7 protein-coding genes, 1 tRNA gene and 1 pseudogene are annotated in these 15,731 nt (G+C 73.1%); 2 read left to right on the top strand and 7 right to left on the bottom strand.

Annotated elements, in window-relative coordinates; all coding sequences use genetic code 11:
* Nucleotides 1-30: 30 nt before the first annotated feature.
* The 4 genes and pseudogenes from ACIPYS_RS31595 to ACIPYS_RS31580 all read right to left on the bottom strand — a co-directional run.
* Complete coding sequence (locus tag ACIPYS_RS31595) at nt 31-7,629, bottom strand: RHS repeat-associated core domain-containing protein (RefSeq protein WP_400752572.1); 7,599 nt, start codon at nt 7,627-7,629, stop codon at nt 31-33.
* A 177-nt stretch (nt 7,630-7,806) separates the two neighbouring features.
* Complete coding sequence (locus ACIPYS_RS31590; RefSeq protein WP_400752569.1) at nt 7,807-9,888, bottom strand: PQQ-dependent sugar dehydrogenase; 2,082 nt, start codon at nt 9,886-9,888, stop codon at nt 7,807-7,809.
* A gap of 16 nt (nt 9,889-9,904) precedes the next feature.
* Nucleotides 9,905-10,315, bottom strand: a complete 411-nt coding sequence (locus ACIPYS_RS31585) for a carbohydrate-binding protein (RefSeq protein WP_400752735.1) — start codon at nt 10,313-10,315, stop codon at nt 9,905-9,907.
* Nucleotides 10,295-11,104: pseudogene (locus ACIPYS_RS31580) on the bottom strand (Tat pathway signal sequence domain protein); the annotation flags it as partial. The gene ACIPYS_RS31585 and the pseudogene ACIPYS_RS31580, both read right to left, overlap by 21 nt.
* A 318-nt stretch (nt 11,105-11,422) precedes the next feature.
* Between ACIPYS_RS31580 and ACIPYS_RS31575 the strand changes: the two are divergent.
* Both ACIPYS_RS31575 and ACIPYS_RS31570 read left to right on the top strand, forming a co-directional pair.
* Nucleotides 11,423-12,787, top strand: coding sequence for a PASTA domain-containing protein (locus ACIPYS_RS31575; RefSeq protein ID WP_400752566.1), 1,365 nt, complete (start codon nt 11,423-11,425; stop codon nt 12,785-12,787).
* Nucleotides 12,788-12,862: 75 nt separating this feature from the next.
* The gene (locus ACIPYS_RS31570) at nt 12,863-13,003 is read left to right on the top strand and encodes a hypothetical protein (RefSeq protein WP_400752563.1); all 141 of its coding nucleotides are present in this window, start codon (nt 12,863-12,865) and stop codon (nt 13,001-13,003) included.
* 119 nt (nt 13,004-13,122) lie between these two features.
* On the opposite strand, the gene pgm is transcribed toward ACIPYS_RS31570, so the two are convergent.
* From pgm to ACIPYS_RS31555, 3 genes are all read right to left on the bottom strand, one after another.
* Nucleotides 13,123-14,775 (bottom strand): phosphoglucomutase (alpha-D-glucose-1,6-bisphosphate-dependent), encoded by a 1,653-nt coding sequence (pgm, locus tag ACIPYS_RS31565; RefSeq protein WP_400752560.1) that lies wholly within the window; start codon nt 14,773-14,775, stop codon nt 13,123-13,125.
* Nucleotides 14,776-14,999: 224 nt separating this feature from the next.
* Nucleotides 15,000-15,299, bottom strand: coding sequence for a YciI family protein (locus ACIPYS_RS31560; protein WP_400752557.1), 300 nt, complete (start codon nt 15,297-15,299; stop codon nt 15,000-15,002).
* Between the two features lie 89 nt (nt 15,300-15,388).
* A tRNA-Tyr gene (locus tag ACIPYS_RS31555) sits at nt 15,389-15,468 on the bottom strand.
* Nucleotides 15,469-15,731: the final 263 nt, after the last annotated feature.

Raw genomic sequence — 15,731 nt, 5'->3', positions numbered from 1 at the left:
ACTCCTCTCAACGGCGTCAGCACGGACACCTCAGAAGTTCAGGAAGGTCTCGAAGACGCTTTCGATCGAGAACCGTGCCCCGAACGGCCCGTCCGGAATCTGCAAGTCGTAGCACTCGGTCCACTCGCCGTCGATCCGACCACGCCCGCCGGACACCACGGCCGACGGATCTCCGAGCAGCCGGTCGAGCAGGGCCTCGGCGAGAGGGTTGAGGTTCGTCTTCGGGCCCGAGGCACTCGGCCATCCGTTGGGGTTCTTCCCTCCCTTCAGCTTCTTGGCCAGGGAGCGGCCGGCACGGCTCATCGTCTCGATGTCCTTCTGGTCCTTCTTGCCCTTCCCGGCCTTGGCGTTGGGCGCCGGGTTCTTGCCGGTCGCCGATCCCTTGTCCCAGTCGAAGTCCGCCGGATCCGGGAGGCAGCTCTCCGGCTCGGCCCCCCCGCCTCCGCCCTTGCCGCCCTTGCCCGCGCTGTCCGGCACAGGTGCCGATTCCTCGCCGGCGCAGGCCGTCGGGGAGCCTCCGCTGCCGCAGGTGCCGTCGGGGCGGGCGGTGCCCTGACCGTCGACGGGCTTCTGGGCCTCGCCCGGGACCGGGGTCTCGATCACGACCGGGTTGGACGTGTCGATCAGCAGTTGCCAGGTGAGCACCCAGCTGTGGTCGGTGCGGACCGACGGCTGGCCGGTCTGGACACCGTCGAGGTAGTACGTGGTGGTGGTCCGGACGTAGTTGTCGGTGCGGTTGTAGAGGTACGTCTCGTCGTACCAGCTACTGGTCTCGGACCAGCTGTTGGTGCTGGTCGTCGACGTGGCCACCGGCCGGCGGACCTCCGGCGGGGTGGGCGGGCCGTGCGGCGGGAGCGGTGGGCCGGCCTCCGGTGTGGGTGCCCGGACCGGGTCGCCGACGGGCGCGTCGATGCCGACGGGTTCGGAGGTGATCGGGTCGACCGCGATCGGGGCCGTCTCGGGGCTCCCGGTCGAGGTCGGGTCGAGCGAGCCGTCGGCGCTGACCTGCATCGTGTAGTAGACGCCGGCGACGACGACCACCACGACCACGCCGACGATCAGCAGTTCCAGGCAGCCGATCACACAGGCCACCCCGGCCGCGACGTCGACCCCGGCCTCCAGCAGGCCCGCGCCGATCGCCTCGGCGACCTCGGGGGCCGCCCCGGCGATGATCTCGGCGCCGGCCGCCGCGACGTCGCCCAGCCCGGCGACGATCTCGCTGAAGGTGCTCCCGATGACGCCGATCGAGAAGTGCCCGTCCGGGTCGACCCGGCTGGTGGGGTTGGCCGCGCCGTAGCCGTAGAGGTTGGCGGAGGCGGCGTCGGAGACCGGGCCCGGTGCGCTGTCCTGGGCGGTGAAGCCGCCGGTGGTGGGGTCGTACCAGCGCGACCGGGCGCCGACCTTGCCGGAGGGCGCGGTCCAGCCGCCCTGGAAGCCGAGCGGGCTGAGCCCGGCGGTGCCGGCGCGCGGCTCGCCGAACGCCCCGTAACTGCGGGTCCCCCGGGTGGCGCCGTTGCCGGGGTCGGCGGCGCCGATCACGTCACCGTGCACATTGGTGAGCAGCGAGGACGTCTGCCCGGCCAGGGACTTGGCGCCGGTCGGGCGTTCCGCCAGGTCACGGGCGTAGAGCCACTGCCCGTCGGAGACGGGCTCGGCGCCCAGTCCGTCGTACTCGACGTTCCTGCCGTTGCTGAGGACCATCCGGCCGAGCGCGTCGTAGGTGTTGGCCGTGCCGCCGTCGTCGACCAGCTGGTCGAAGGCGTCGGACTTGGTGCGGACGGTGACCGGGTCGCCCTCGGGCAGGGACTCGGTGGTCACCGCGGCGAGGGTGCCGCGCGGCTGCCACTGGTAGGAGGCGGCGGTCTGCGGGCTGTCGGTGCGGATCAGGCGGTTGCGCTGGTCGTACTGGGCGGTCGTGGTGACGGGGTCGGTCCGGACCCCGCCGACCAGGGTGGAGACGGTCGCCGAGGTGCGGTTGCCCGCGGCGTCCCAGCCGTAGTCGGTCCGGGTGTCCTGTTCGGTCGTGCTGATCAGCCGGTTGGCGGCGTCGTAGCGGTAGCTCCGGTTCGACTGTCCGACCAGCTTTCCGCTGCCGCTGGTACTGGTCAGGTTGCCGTTGGCGTCCCAGCCGTAGGTGATCCGGCCGGTCTGGTTGCCGGCCGCGTCGAAGGCCGACTCGGTGAGCGGGCGGTCCAGCCCGTCGTAGCCGAAGCTGTAGCGGGTGGCGACGGTGCCGGTGGCCGTGGTGTCGGTCTGGCCGGTCATCCGGCCGGCCTGGTCGTAGCCGTAGCTGCGGGTGGTGCCGGTCAGCGAGTCGGTCGCGGTGGTCACCGCGCCCGCGTTGTCGTAGCCGAAGGTGGTGGTGCCGGCGACGCCGGACCGGACGGTCGTCCGGCCGAGCGCGTCGTACTGGTTGACGTAGACGGCGTCGCCGTCCCCGGCGAAGCTCGGGTGGCTGTAGGCGAGGAGCAGGCCGCGGTCGTTGTAGACGAAGTTCTCGGTGCCGTAGATCGCGTCGATCGAGGTCAGCCGGCCGGCCTGGTCGTAGCCGAAGTGCCGGCCCTGGGTGGTCGCCTCGGCGCCGCTGCCGGTGGTGGCGGTGAGCCGGCCGAGCAGGTCGTAGCCGGAGGCCGTGGCGACGCCGCCCGGGGCGGTGGTGGCCACCGGCGCGCCGGTCGCGTTGTAGCTGGTCCGCCAGGTCCGGTCGGCCGCCGCCGGGTGGGCGGTGGTGGCGGGCGCGGTCCGGACCGAGGGCAGGTTCCAGGCGTTGTAGGTGGTGTAGGTCGCGTTGCCGTTGCCGTCGGTCAGCCGGGTGCGGTTGCCCGCGGCGTCGTAGCCGAAGGTGGTGACCGGCGCGGCCAGGGTGTTCCCGTCGGCGTCGGTGGGCACCGGGTCGGTGAGCTTCTCGGCCCGGCCGAGGGCGTCGTAGGCGGCCTGCCAGGTGTTGCCGTTCGGGTCGGTGACGCCCGTCCGCAGACCGGCCCGGTCGTTGGTCCAGGCGGTGGTGGAGAGGGTGACGCCGTTGTCGTCGGCGACCGTGCGGCGGATCTCCCGGCCCGCGAGGTCGTAGGTCACGTCGGTGCGGCGCCCGAGCTCGTCGGTGACCCGGTCGACCCGGCCGGCCACATCGTAGTGGTAGGCCGTGGTGGCGCGCCCGATGACGGTCCGGTTGACCATCTCCCCGGCCGCGTTGTAGTTGCGGATGACGCCGGTGCCGTTCGAGGACTCCGTCAGCAGGTCGCCGAACGGGTTGTACCGGTAGGTGGTGGTGAACTGCTGGGCGCCGCCCGGGCCCTGGACGTAGCGCTCGACGGTGACGAGGGTGCTGACCCGGCCCATGCCGTCGTAGGTGCGCAGGGTCTGCGCGCCGGTGGGGCCGATCTCGGAGAGCAGTTTGCCCTCGTCGTTCCAGGCGTAGCGGGTGACCCCCCGGGTGCCGCCGGCGGTGGCCGCCGGCGCGGTCACCTTGACCGGGCGGTTGCGCCCGTCGTAGGTGATGTCGGTGGTCTGCCCGAGCAGGTCGGTGCGGGCGACGACGTTGTCGTTGTTGTCGTACGCCCATTTCTCTCTGGGGGTGACGACATTGCCGTTGGGTTCGGTGGAGGTGGGGTGGACGAGCTCGACCCGGCGGCCGCGGTTGTCGAACACGGTCCGGGTCACCTGGCCGCGCGCGTCGCGGACGTCGGTGAGTTCCCCGAAGGTGTTGTAGCCGCGCGCGTCGGTCGGTGCGACGGTGGTGGGCGCGGCGCCGGTGCCGTCCTCCGCCTTCACCTGCGGGCCGGTGGTCGCGGCCAGGCGGCCGAGGGCGTCGTAGCGCTGGGTGGTGGTGAACGCCGGGTCCGGGGTGGAGCCGGCCGTCGGCATGCCGCGCGGGTCGGTGACGGTGAGCGGCTGGCCGCGGGCGTCCCGGGTGTAGGCGGTCACCAGGTCGGCGGTGGCGTCGTTGCGGACGGTGCGACGGACCTGGCGGCCGACCGGGTCGTACTGGTCGACGCTGGTCTCGGTGCGGACTCCGTCGGACAGCGTGCTGGTGAGCCGCAGTCCGGCCGGGTCGTAGGTGTGGGTGGTGGTCCGCTTGAGCCCGGCCGGGTCGAGGGTGCTGCTGAGCAGCGCGTTGTCGGCGTCGTAGGTGTGGGTGGTGGTGCGTGAGCCCCCGGCCAGGTCGGTCAGGACGTTCCCGGCCAGGTCGTAGGTGTAGCTGTGCAGGACGAGGTCCCGGGCGGGTGAGGCGGGGGTGTCCCGGTAGTCCGTGAAGGTCTCGGTGAGCTTGAGGTTGTCCGGGGAGTAGGTGTACGCGACGCGGGCGGCCATCGCGTCCTGGCTGGTGGCGACCCGCCCGGCGTTGTCGTAGGTGTAGGCGACCAGCTGGACCTGGCGCGTGGTCCCGGGGGACGCCGGGTCGTCGGCGAAGGTGGGCATGGCGATGCCCAGCAGCCAGCCGGTCCGCTGGTGGTAGGTGTAGGTGTAGACGTTGCCGTTGCCGTCGGTGCTGCGGACGACGTTGCCGAGGCCGTCGTACGTCTTGGTCCCGGTGCCCGTGCCGTTCACCCGGACGGCGGTCTGCCGGCCGCGGGTGTCGTAGTCGTACGCCGTGGTGCGGGGGGCGTCGCCGCCGTTCGCCGAGGGCGTGGTGTCGGAGACCGTGGCGCTCTTGAGGTTGCCGTTGGCGTCGTAGGTGTTGACGGTCCTGCGCTGGTGGACCACCCCGGTGATCTCGTTCTTCACCGCCGGGTCGGTCTGGGTGACGAGATGGCCGGCGCCGTCGTAGACGTAGGTCGTCTCCGCCGCGGGCGAGCCGTCGGGCTGCGTCACGGTCTTGCGGGTGAGGTGGCCGAGGCCGTCGTGGAACAGGTCGGTGATCTCACCGGCGGGTGTGGTGATCCTGGTCTGCTCGCCGAAGGAGTCGTACCCGTAGCGGGTGGTGCGTCCGTCGGGGTCGGTGGTCGCGGCGAGCATGCCGCAGGGCTGCCTGCCGCCGCCGCCCGCCGGGTCGTTGACGGTGACCGGGGCGGCGTTGGGGTTCCAGCCCCCGCCGGTGTCGCAGGTGTACTCGTAGGTCGTCCGGGCCCCGCCCGGGGCGGCGGCGGTGGGGGGCGCGGTGACGGCGGTCAGGTCGCCGTGACCGTTGTAGGCCATCGTGGTCCGGTGGAAGTTCGGGTCCACGATCTCGACGATCCTGCCCGTCCGGGGGTCGTCGAGGTCGTACGTGGTGCCGGCGCCGGTGAAGTAGTGGTAGCTGGTGCTGACCAGGTTCTGCCCGTCGCGCGCCTGGTTGACGGTGTGCAGATTGCCCCAGCCGTCATGGTAGTACTCGGTGATGTTGCCGTTCTCGTCCGTCAGGGACTCGACCCGGCCGGCCCGGTCGTACGTCCAGGTGCGGGTGTTGTTGGTCTGGGGCGTGGGCGTGCCGGTCCAGCGGTTCCACAGCTCGCCGCGCGGGCCGAACTGGTAGTCGGTGGTGAGCCCGGTCGGCGCGGACACGTGGACCGTGAACGCCGCGTTGCTCTGCACCGGATCGCGCTTGGTGTAGGACCAGGTGTCGCCGCCGGGGCCGGAGGCGTTGGGGAGCGCGACGGTGGTCACCCGGCCGTCGACCGGGTCGTAGCCGAGCGTGACGGTCTCGGCCGCCCCGTTCGGCGGGGTGATGGTGCTCAGCCGCTGCCCCGGCCCGCCGTACGCGTAGGTGCTGCACGCGGACACGTCCCAGCGCGGGTTGCAGGCGGAGGTCAGCGCACCCTGGCCGTTGTAGCCGTACGTCCAGGTCTGCACGCCGGGCAGCCGCTGCGGCGTTCCGCCGTTGGTGGAGAGCGCGGCGAGCCGGCCGTTGCCGTCCCAGGTGGCGTAGAGGGCACGGGAGACGCCCAGGTCGATCCGGCTCAGGCGGCCCGCGGTGTAGTTGAGGTTGCTCACCTGGCCGCCGGGACCGGTGATGCTGTGCAGGGTGCCGTCCGGGTTGAACAAGTAGACCGTGCCGTCGGCCAGTCCCACCGCACCGGGCTTGGCGTAGCGGGCCTCGTCGGACTGCCCGTAGGCCGGTACGTAGGTGCCGTCGGGGTTGCGGCCGTAACGGATCCGGCGGCCGCTGGAGTAGGTGACCGTCAGGAAGCCGTCCGCGGACACGTCCTGGCGCACGTCCAGCAACGAGGACCAGCCGGGGCCGAAGACACCGGGCGTCGTACTGGCACTGTTGTAGGTCCTGGCCACGGTGACCACGGCACCGTCCACGGGCAGGGTGAAGTCGGTGTCCGTGTGGCTGAAGTTGCCCTGGTAGAGGTCGACCCCGGCCGGGTCGGCCTGGCCCGGGCCGAGGTGGGTGTCCGGGGCGGCGGTGACCACGGTGGTGAACGGCGAGAGGTTCGACCACGGCGTGTTCGGGTAGCTCGCGTCGGTGACCCGGGCCCGCCAGTAGTACGTCCGGTTCCAGGACAGTACCCCGGCCGGCGGCTGGAGCACGGCGGCCGCGGAGAAGCCGTTCATGGGAAGCGGGTTCTGCCCGGAACTCCAGCAGCCGGACAGTGAGGTGTCGGGGCAGACCTGGAACTCGGTGTAGTTGTTCTGGGTGCGGTCCGCACCCACGTTGAAGATCAGGTTGGGGGCGAGGCTGTCGACCGTCGCGTTGTACTCCGGGCCGTACACGTACCCGGTCGGCGCGTAGTGCGGGACGTTGATGCCCACGGCGCGCGAGGCGGGTACGCCCTGCGCGGAGTAGAAGCCGCTGCCGCCGCCGTTCAGCGTCCGCAGGTCCCAGTTGAGGACGAACGAACCGGCCGGCAGCGTCTGGAAGATCGCGTTGACGTCCACGTAGTAGCCGGGTGGCACCGTCGCGTTGATGACGGTGCCGGTGCCGTTGTCGTTGTAGATCGCGCCGTCGCTCCGGCGCAGGTGGTAGCCGAGGCTCACCGTTCCGGCCGCCCAGGCGGTGTTCCCGGTGTTGGTGACCCGCACCATCTGGCGGCCCGGGTTGTCGTAGCGCGGGTTCTCGACGAACGAGGGTGCCGGGTCGTAGGTGGCGCCGTAGGTGGCCGCCGCCCGGACCACGCCGCCGGACGCGTCGGCCGAATCCCCCTCGGCCGCTGCCCCCTCGGCACTCGGCCCGCGGTGGACGGCGTCACCGACGGTGGTGCGCGCCGACCCGGGCGCCGAAGCGGCGGTGACCGCCGTGGCGGCGGTGGCGTCCTGCGGGGCGCTCCGCGGCGACGCCGGCTCGGCCTTCTGCGGCTGTCCGACGACCCCGGCGGCGCCCGCCGTGTCGTCGGGCGAAGGCGGTCCGGGTACCTCGGGCGGTGGCGCCTGCCGTTCGGCCAGCGCGGCCCGGATCCGTTCGGCCTGCTCGTGGAGCGGCCCGGACTCCGGTTCCATCTCCTGGGTCCGGCCGCTCTCCGGCCCCGCCTTCGCCTGCCCGGACACCTGCCCCGGTGGCAAGGGGTCGGTGGCCACCGGCCCTGGTAGTACGGCCGCCCGGCGTCCGCCGGCGGCGGCCGCTCCGGCGGCCTGGACCAGTCCGCAGACCAGTGCCAGGGCCACCAGAACGGCGATCGTCGATCTTCTCAGCACTCGCATGCCGTAGAGGATCTCGGCGTCCGACCGGCCGACGGCCGTCCGGTGGATGAACAATTGCGGTCCAGGCAACAGCCGATGACGGCTAATCGCCCCAGAACCGTACGCGAGCGTCCTTGTGCCCCGAAGGTGGTCGGGAACGGTCACAGGGGTCACGGGACCAGGAGTGGACCGCGCCGCCGGGCCCGCACCGGCCGAGCGGTGCGGGCCCGGGTCGGGGCGGGTCGGGGCGGGGCGGGGCGGGGCGGGTCAGCCGATGGTGATCTTGAGGATCTTGTCGGAGCCGTCCGGCTGGTTGCCGTTGTTGTCCGCGTTGGTGGTGGTCAGCCAGAGCTGGTCGGCGCCGGGGACCTTGGTGACGGTGCGCAGCCGGCCGTAGGTGCCGACGTAGTAGGAGGTCGCGGTGCCGACCGACTCGCTGTCGCCGTTGATCGGGATGCGGTACATCCGGGTGCCGCGCAGGGCCGCCATGTAGACGACGTTGCGCACGATGGCGATGCCGCTCGGGGAGGCGACGTTGACCGGCCAGGTGGCCTTGGGGTTGGTCATGCCGGAGGTGGAGCAGGTGCCCTCGCAGGTCGGCCAGCCGTAGTTGGCACCGGGCTTGACCAGGTTGAGCTCGTCGTACTTGGAGTCGCCGAACTCGGCCTCCCAGAGCCGTCCGTTGCGGTCGAAGGCGAGGCCCTGCGGATTGCGGTGGCCGAGGCTGTAGACGTAGTTGTTGAACGGGTTGCCGGGGGCGGGCTTGCCCGCGGTGGTCATCCGCAGGATCTTCCCGTTGAGGGAGTTCTTGTCCTGGGCGAGGTTCGGCGTCTGCCCGTCGCCGGTGCTGGCGTAGAGGTAGCCGTCCGGGCCGAAGGCCAGCCTGCCGCCGTTGTGGTAGCGGTTCTTCTTGATGCCCTGGAGCAGGACCGTGTAGCCGGATAGGGTGCTGCCGTTGTACGTCATGCGGGCGATCCGGTTGCCCTCGGCGGCGGTGTGCATGAAGTACACGTAGTGGTTGGTGGACCAGTTGGGGTCGACGGCCACGCCGAGCAGGCCGCCCTCGCCGTCGGTGGTGACGGTGTTGGGGACGGCGCCGATCTCCGTCCTGGTGCCGCTCTTGGCCTGCTTGAACACCTTGAAGCTGTCCCGCTCGGTGACCAGCGCGCCGGCGCCGTCCGGCATCCAGAAGACGCCCCAGGGCACGGTCCAGCCGCTGCTGAGGGTGGTCGGCGAGCCGGGGACGCCGCCGTCGGCCGGACAGGCACCGGTGGTGAAGGAGACCGGGGCGGAGGCCGGGGAGACGCCGCCGGCGGCGTCCTTGGCGACCACGGTCAGGGTGAACGGCGCGTCGCAGGCCAGGCCGGTGACGGTGGTGCCGGTGGCCGGCGGGGTGCCGGTGACGGTGGCCAGCACGGCGGCGCCGCTGCGGACCTCGTATGCCACCACGCCCTTGTCGTCGGTGGCGGCCCCCCAGGCGAGCTCGGCGGAGGTGGCGGTGACGCCGGAGACGGTGGGGGCGCCGGGCGCGCTCGGCGCCGGGTCGGTGCCGGCGGTGGTGGTGCAGTCCACGGCGACGCTGGCCGGGGAGGCATTGCCGGCCGCGTCCCGGGCGATCACGCTGAGGTTGTACGTGGTGGCGGGGGTGAGGCCGGTGAGCACCTTGGTGGTGGTGTCGCCGGGCGTCTCGGCGAGCTTGTTGCCGTGCTCGTAGACGTCGTACGCGGTGACGCCGACGTTGTCGGTGGCGGCCGGCCAGCCGAGGGTCAGGCCGTTGGGACCGATGGCGGTGCAGGACGGCTGGCCCGGGCGGCTCGGCGCGGTGGTGTCGGCGGTGGCGGCGACGGTGAGCCGGTCCAGGTTGGGGCCGCCGTTGGCGGTGGTCGCGGTGGCGCGCACGGTGTTGGTCCCGGCCCGGAGCTGCGCGTTCAGCGTCCGGTCGGCCCAGGTGTTCCAGTCCGCGGTGGCCGGGAAGGAGACGCCTGCGGCGACCACGGTGCCGTTGACGGCGATGTCCATCGGCCGGTCGGTGGCGGTGCCGTTGGCGTAGCGGAAGGCCAGCGAGGCGGTGCCGGCCGAGCCGGCCGCGACGGCGAACTCGACGTAGGAGCCGGCGACGTTGGTGTAGTCGACGAAGCCGGTGCCGGTGTACCCCGTGTGGTTGGTGGCCACGGTGCCCTGGACGACGACGGCGGACTCGGCCTGGTAGTCGGTGCTCGCGGCGGGAGCGGCCGGGCCCGTTCCGGTGGCGGCGGATGCGGTGAGGGCCTGGGCCGGGGGGACGGCCAGGGTCCCGATGATCAGTGCGGCGACGGCGAGACCCACGCCGCCGGCGGTTGTCGGACGCATGTGCTCCTCCTGGGGGTCAGCGGACGGTGATCCGGTCGAGGTTGGGGCCGCCGTCGGCGGTGGTCGAGGTGAACCGGACGGTGTTGGCCCCCGACTTCAGCGACACGGGCAGGGTGCTGGTGGTCCAGGTGTCCCAGTCGGCGGTCGGGGGGAACGGCCGCGCGGCGGCGATCCTGGTGCCGTTGACGGAGATGTCCATCGGGCGGTCGGCGGTGGTGCCGTTGGCGTAGCGCAGCTCCAGCGAGGCCGTCGAGGCGGCCGCCGCCCGGACCGTCCACTCGGCGTAACTCCCGGGCGCGTTGGCGAGATTGACGTAGCCGGTGCCGCTGTGGCCGGTGTGGTCGGTGTCGAGGGTGCCCTGCGGGACCCGGGCCTCGTCGGCCCGGTAGACCCCGGAGGAGCCGGACACCAGCTGGTAGCCGCGCATCGCCCTGGTCAGCAGGTAGCAGTCCTGGAGCGAGCCGGAGGTGTCACCGAGGGAGCGGTAGATGCCCCACTTGGGCCGCACCCGGTCGGCGAGGAAGGTGTCGACGCCGGTCCGCTCAAGGTCGACGACGGTGGCGCCGGCGGAGCGGAGGATCCAGCGGACCGCCCCGGAGGAGCCGTCGCCGACCGTGATCCGGAAGTCCACGTCCACCCAGCGGTCGTGCAGCGGATCCAGGCCGGTCCGCCCCACCAGGACGTTGCTGATGGGGAGTTGGAGTTCGATGGTCTGCTCGCCGGCGACCCGGCGCAACGACTGGACCACGATCGGCGAGGTGCCGTTGCCGGGCTGCTTCATCTGCATGATGTGGGTGAAGGTGGTGGTGGCCTTCAGCGTGGACGGGATGTACAGGGAGTAGGTGGTGCGCCAGGTCTGGCCGGCCTTCCACTCCAGGAAGGCCCCGCCGGCCGGGCTGCGCATGCCGGTGACCTCGTGCCGCTGCCGGTCGGTGGCGGAGTCCCGGTCGACCGTGTGCATGGTCCAGCGGTAGGTGTCGTTCTCCGCCCGGATGTGCGGGTGGCCGGCGGGGTGGGAGCCGGCGCGGTCGTCCTCGACCGTCTCGAAGGCGGCGAGCCCGTCGGCGGCGGCGGACGGCGCCCAGCGCTGCTGCCAACTGGAGACGCTCAGGGCGGCGGCCGGGGCGGCGGCTGCGGCGGCGGTTCGGGGGAGTCCGGCGGCGGTGACGGCGGAGAGCGCGGCGCCGAGGACGGTGCGACGGGTGGGCCTGTTCACATGACTCCTCGCGGTCGGGGGAGATCGCCGGAGAGCAGCGGAGGGGGAAGGCGGCGGAGGTGGGGCTCCTGGGACGGACGGACCCTCGGGGAGGGTGACGTACAGAATCCCGGCGTGAGGATGCACGGTCAAGAGATTTGGTTAGGAAACTTTCCCAATTATTGCCACCGGGCATCGCGCCGGGCCACCGAGAACCCTCGAACGGACGATGACGGGTGCGCGGTCGACCGGTCACGGGCCGGTCCCGGTCCGCGCGGCGGAGGTTCCCCTCGCGGCGGGCCGGGTACCTCCGGGGCGGGCCGGGACCGAGGGGGGACCATGGCGCTGTACTGCGAACTGTGCGGTACTCGGACGGACGGGGCCGAACGGCTCGGCGTCTACTGCCCGGGCGAGTACTGCGGCACCGATCTGCGGGCCGGCGCGGACGCCGGGGTGCGGGCCTGGTGCGAGCCGGAGCGCCGGTTCGGCATCGCCGGTGGCACGGTGCTGGTGGACCTGCTCGTGTGCAACGCCGGGCCCCGGGCCACCGGCTTCCACCTGGAACCGGTCGAACCCGTGCGCGGGCGGCTGGACTTCGACCGGCGGTCGGCCGAGGCGCCGCTCGCCTCCGGGGCGACCCGCCGGGTCGAGCTGCGGTACACCGTGCCCCTGGACCTGGCCGGACCGGGCCTCGACATCGCCTCCCGGTTCGGCGTGCCGGGGGCCGACACGGTGGGCCAGGCGCAGGGCGCGCTGCCCTCGCGGTTCGGTGTCGCCCTCCGGGTCGCCGCGACCTCGGCCCACCAGGGCGCGGCCTGCGCGGCGTTCGCGGTGGACGTGCCCGGGCAGCTCGACGTCGACCTCGATCGCGGCAACGGACGGGGCCGTGGGGGCGGGGGGAACGGCGGCGGGCGGCCCTCGCCCGGTCTCCCGCCGTCGACGGGGCGGCCGCAGCGGCCCGGGCGGCCGGACGGCCGGACCGGAGGCGGCTGCGGACCGCTGCTGATCGCCGTACTGGTGGCGCTCGTGGCGGTACTGGTGGCGGTCGTCGTGGTCCTCGGTCTCGGCCGGAGCGGTGACACCGCCACAGCGGGGCCCGGTACGGGTGCCGGACCCGCGCTGCTCAGCCCGCCACCGATCGCCCCGACGAGCCCGGCGGGCGGGCGCCCCGGCACCGGCGGCAACAGTGGCGGCGGCGGGAAGGTGAAGCCCTCCACCGGCACCTCCGCCAAGCCCTCCTCCACCTCCACCCGGCCGTCCCCTCCCCCCACCACGTCCGTCACCACCCCGCCCCGGACGGTCGCGGTCCCGGCCCTGGCCGGACTCGACCGGACCACCGCCGAGGCCGAGCTCAACGGCCTCGGCCTGCGCTCCACCACCACCGTCGTCGCCATCGGCCGGGTGCCCGCACGCCAGGTTCTCGGCAGCGAACCGTCCGCCGGCACCGAGGTACCGGTGGGTGGCACCGTCGTCCTGCGGGTCTCCGACGGCCGGGCACCGGTTCCCGCCGTCGCCGGCCGCACCCGCGGCGACGCCGAACAGGTGCTGCGGGACCTCGATTTCACCAAGGTCACCTCCTCCGCCACCCCCGACCGCGACCACCCCGTGGGCCAGGCGCTCCGCACCGATCCGGCCGCGGGCACGGTGGTCCCGCTGGACTCCCCGATCACCCTGTGGTTCGTGGCCGCCCCGGACATCCGCTGAAGCGGGGCAAGCACCCCGGCCGGAAAGCCGATTGCACACCACCGGCCCGGCCTGGTGGAGGAGTTGGAAGCGGCCTTGGCGGAGTTCCGGGGCACGGTGGTGGTCGTCAGCCACGACCGCCGGCTGCGCGGGCGGTTCTCCGGCGGGCACCTGGAGCTGGACGCCGGGCGCGTCGTCCGGCAGCCGGTCGGGACCGCGCTCGTCCCGACCGGCTGAACCGCGTGCCGAGGCCCGGTGGGTGCACCCCACCGGGCCTCGGCACGACTCGGCACTCGGCACTCGGCACTCGGCACGACTCGGCACGACCCCGCGCCGGGCGGCAGGCCTTCAGGCCGTCAGGCGGACGCCGACCCCGCCAGCACCTCGTTGACCAGCTCGCGCGCCTCCTCCTGGACCCGGGCGAGGTGCTCGGGCCCCTGGAAGGACTCCGCGTAGATCTTGTACACGTCCTCGGTCCCGGACGGGCGGGCGGCGAACCAGGCGTTCTCGGTGCACACCTTGATGCCGCCGATGGCCGCGCCGTTGCCCGGGGCCTCGGTGAGCACGGCGGTGACCGGCTCGCCCGCGAGGTCGCCGGCCTTGACCTGCTCGGCCGACAGGCGGGAGAGCAGCGCCTTCTGGTCGCGGTCGGCCGGGGCGTCCACCCGGGCGTAGGCGGGGGCGCCGAAGCGGTCCGTCAGGTCGCGGTAGTACTGGCTGGGGGTGCGGCCGGTGACGGCGGTGATCTCGGCGGCCAGCAGGGCGAGCAGGATGCCGTCCTTGTCCGTCGTCCACACCCCGCCGTCGCGCCGCAGGAAGGACGCGCCGGCCGACTCCTCGCCGCCGAAGGCGATCGAGCCCTCCAGCAGGCCCTCGACGAACCACTTGAAGCCCACCGGGACCTCGACCAGCTGGCGCTTCAGGTCGGCGGCGACCCGGTCGAGCATCGAGGAGGACACCAGTGTCTTGCCCACGGCGGCGTCGGCCGGCCAGTCGGCACGGTGGCGGTAGAGGTAGTCGACGGCGACCGCGAGGTAGTGGTTCGGGTTCATCAGGCCGCCGTCCGGGGTGACGATGCCGTGCCGGTCGGCGTCGGCGTCGTTGCCGGTGGCGATGTCGTACTCGTCGCGGCGGGCGATCAGCGAGGCCATCGCGGCGGGCGAGGAGCAGTCCATCCGGATCTTGCCGTCCCAGTCCAGCGTCATGAAGCGCCAGGTCGGGTCGGTGACCGGGTTGACCACGGTCAGGTCGAGGCGGTGGGTCTCGGCGATCTGGCCCCAGTAGGCGACGGAGGCACCGCCGAGCGGGTCGGCGCCGATCCGCAGGCCGGCCGCGCGGATCGCGTCCAGGTCGAGGACGGAGGCGAGGTCCTCGGTGTAGGAGGTGAGGTAGTCGTGGCGGCCGGTGGTCGCCGCGGCCAGGGCGCGCGCGTACGGGACCCGCTTGACGCCGCGCAGGCCCTCGCGGATCAGGGCGTTGGCGCGGTCCTGGATCCAGCCGGTGGCCAAGGAGCCGGCCGGGCCGCCGCTGGGCGGGTTGTACTTGAAGCCGCCGTCGCGGGGCGGGTTGTGGGACGGGGTGACGACGATGCCGTCCGCGAGCGACTGCGGGCTGCGGCGGTTGTGGGCGAGGATCGCGTGCGAGACGGCGGGGGTCGGGGTGTAGCCGTCGGCGCTGTCCAGCAGGACGGTCACGCCGTTGGCGGCCAGCACCTCGACGGCGGTGGCGGCGGCCGGCTCGGACAGCGCGTGGGTGTCGGCGCCGAGGTACAGCGGACCGGTGATGCCCTCGATCGCCCGGTACTCGCAGATCGCCTGGGTGGTGGCGGCGATGTGGTCCTCGTTGAAGGCCGCGTCCAGGGAGGAGCCGCGGTGGCCCGAGGTGCCGAACGCGACCCGCTGGCCCGGCTCCTCCGGGTCCGGGTGAAGCGTGTAGTAGGCCGTCACCAGCCTCGCGACGTCCACCAGGTCGCCCGCCTGCGCCGGCTGACCGGCCCGTGCGTGTGCCATCGTCTTCTCCCACTGGAATGTCTCGCCGTGCGCCCGGCCCGCGGCCCGGCGCTTCTGTGCCCCGTGCTCACCGATCGTAGCCAGTGCACGACCGGTCTCCGAACCGGGGCGGCGAGGCACCCCGCCGTTTCCCCGCCGACACCGCGCGGGCGCCGCACCGACACCCGGACGATGCCGCGCGGACGGACGACCGACGCCGTACGGGCGGAGCCGGGGCCGCTGCCTCAGCCGGGCAGCTGCTGCCGGTGGGGTTCCAGGACGGGGGCGACGACGGTGGCGAGGAACTCCGTGACGGTGTAGGTCGCCAGACCCTCGACGGCGAACGGGTCGGTGCGGACGAGCGCCTCGATCGCCGCCCGGTCCTCGCCCACGGCGAGGATGACGCCGCCGTCGCGCGGAACCTTGCGCCCGGAGGCCAGGAAGGTCCCGTCCGCGTAGTGGCGGTTCAGCCAGTCCACGTGGTCGGGCAGGCGGGCGTCGATCCGGTCGAGCGGCACGGTGTACGTGAGTTCCAGGACGAACATGGGCCCGAGCCTATCCGGGCACCTGTTCGCCCGGGTGGGACGGACCCGGGCGAACAGGCTGCGGCAGGGGTGCCGCCGCGGTCCGAGGGTGGGCGAGGATGGATTCGAACCATCACAGCCGAAGCGGGGGCTTTACAGGCCCTTGGGCTCTCCCAGGCCCAGCTCGCCCTCGGTCGTCGGGATCCGTTCCTTGCCGTTCCTGCCGTTCCTTGATCCCGACACCTCCACTCTCCCCCGGGGCACCGGTGCCGGACAACCGGGTTTCCGGCCACCGGACACCCGCTCCCGAACCGCTCCTGACGGCCGTCCGCCCTGGTCGCGGGCACGTCGGACGGGTCCGACGGGTGTCCGGATCCCTACCCCCGACCCCCTATGTGGTGTAGACCACTCTCCGCACTCCGGACGACTTTCACCGTCCGACCGGCCGTCACC

Source organism: Kitasatospora sp. NPDC089913, from assembly GCF_044748625.1.
Lineage (GTDB): Bacteria > Actinomycetota > Actinomycetes > Streptomycetales > Streptomycetaceae > Kitasatospora.
The sequence above is the reverse complement of the archived record's forward strand: the minus strand, read 5'-3'. Positions and strand labels throughout refer to the sequence as shown.

Coding starts and splice junctions, on each gene's coding strand:
- ACIPYS_RS31590 (WP_400752569.1), bottom strand. CDS start 9,888: ATGCGTCCGACAACCGCCGGCGGCGTGGGTCTCGCCGTCGCCGCACTG.
- ACIPYS_RS31585 (WP_400752735.1), bottom strand. CDS start 10,315: ATGCGCGGCTACCAGCTGGTGTCCGGCTCCTCCGGGGTCTACCGGGCC.
- ACIPYS_RS31575 (WP_400752566.1), top strand. CDS start 11,423: ATGGCGCTGTACTGCGAACTGTGCGGTACTCGGACGGACGGGGCCGAA.
- pgm (WP_400752560.1), bottom strand. CDS start 14,775: ATGGCACACGCACGGGCCGGTCAGCCGGCGCAGGCGGGCGACCTGGTG.
- ACIPYS_RS31560 (WP_400752557.1), bottom strand. CDS start 15,299: ATGTTCGTCCTGGAACTCACGTACACCGTGCCGCTCGACCGGATCGAC.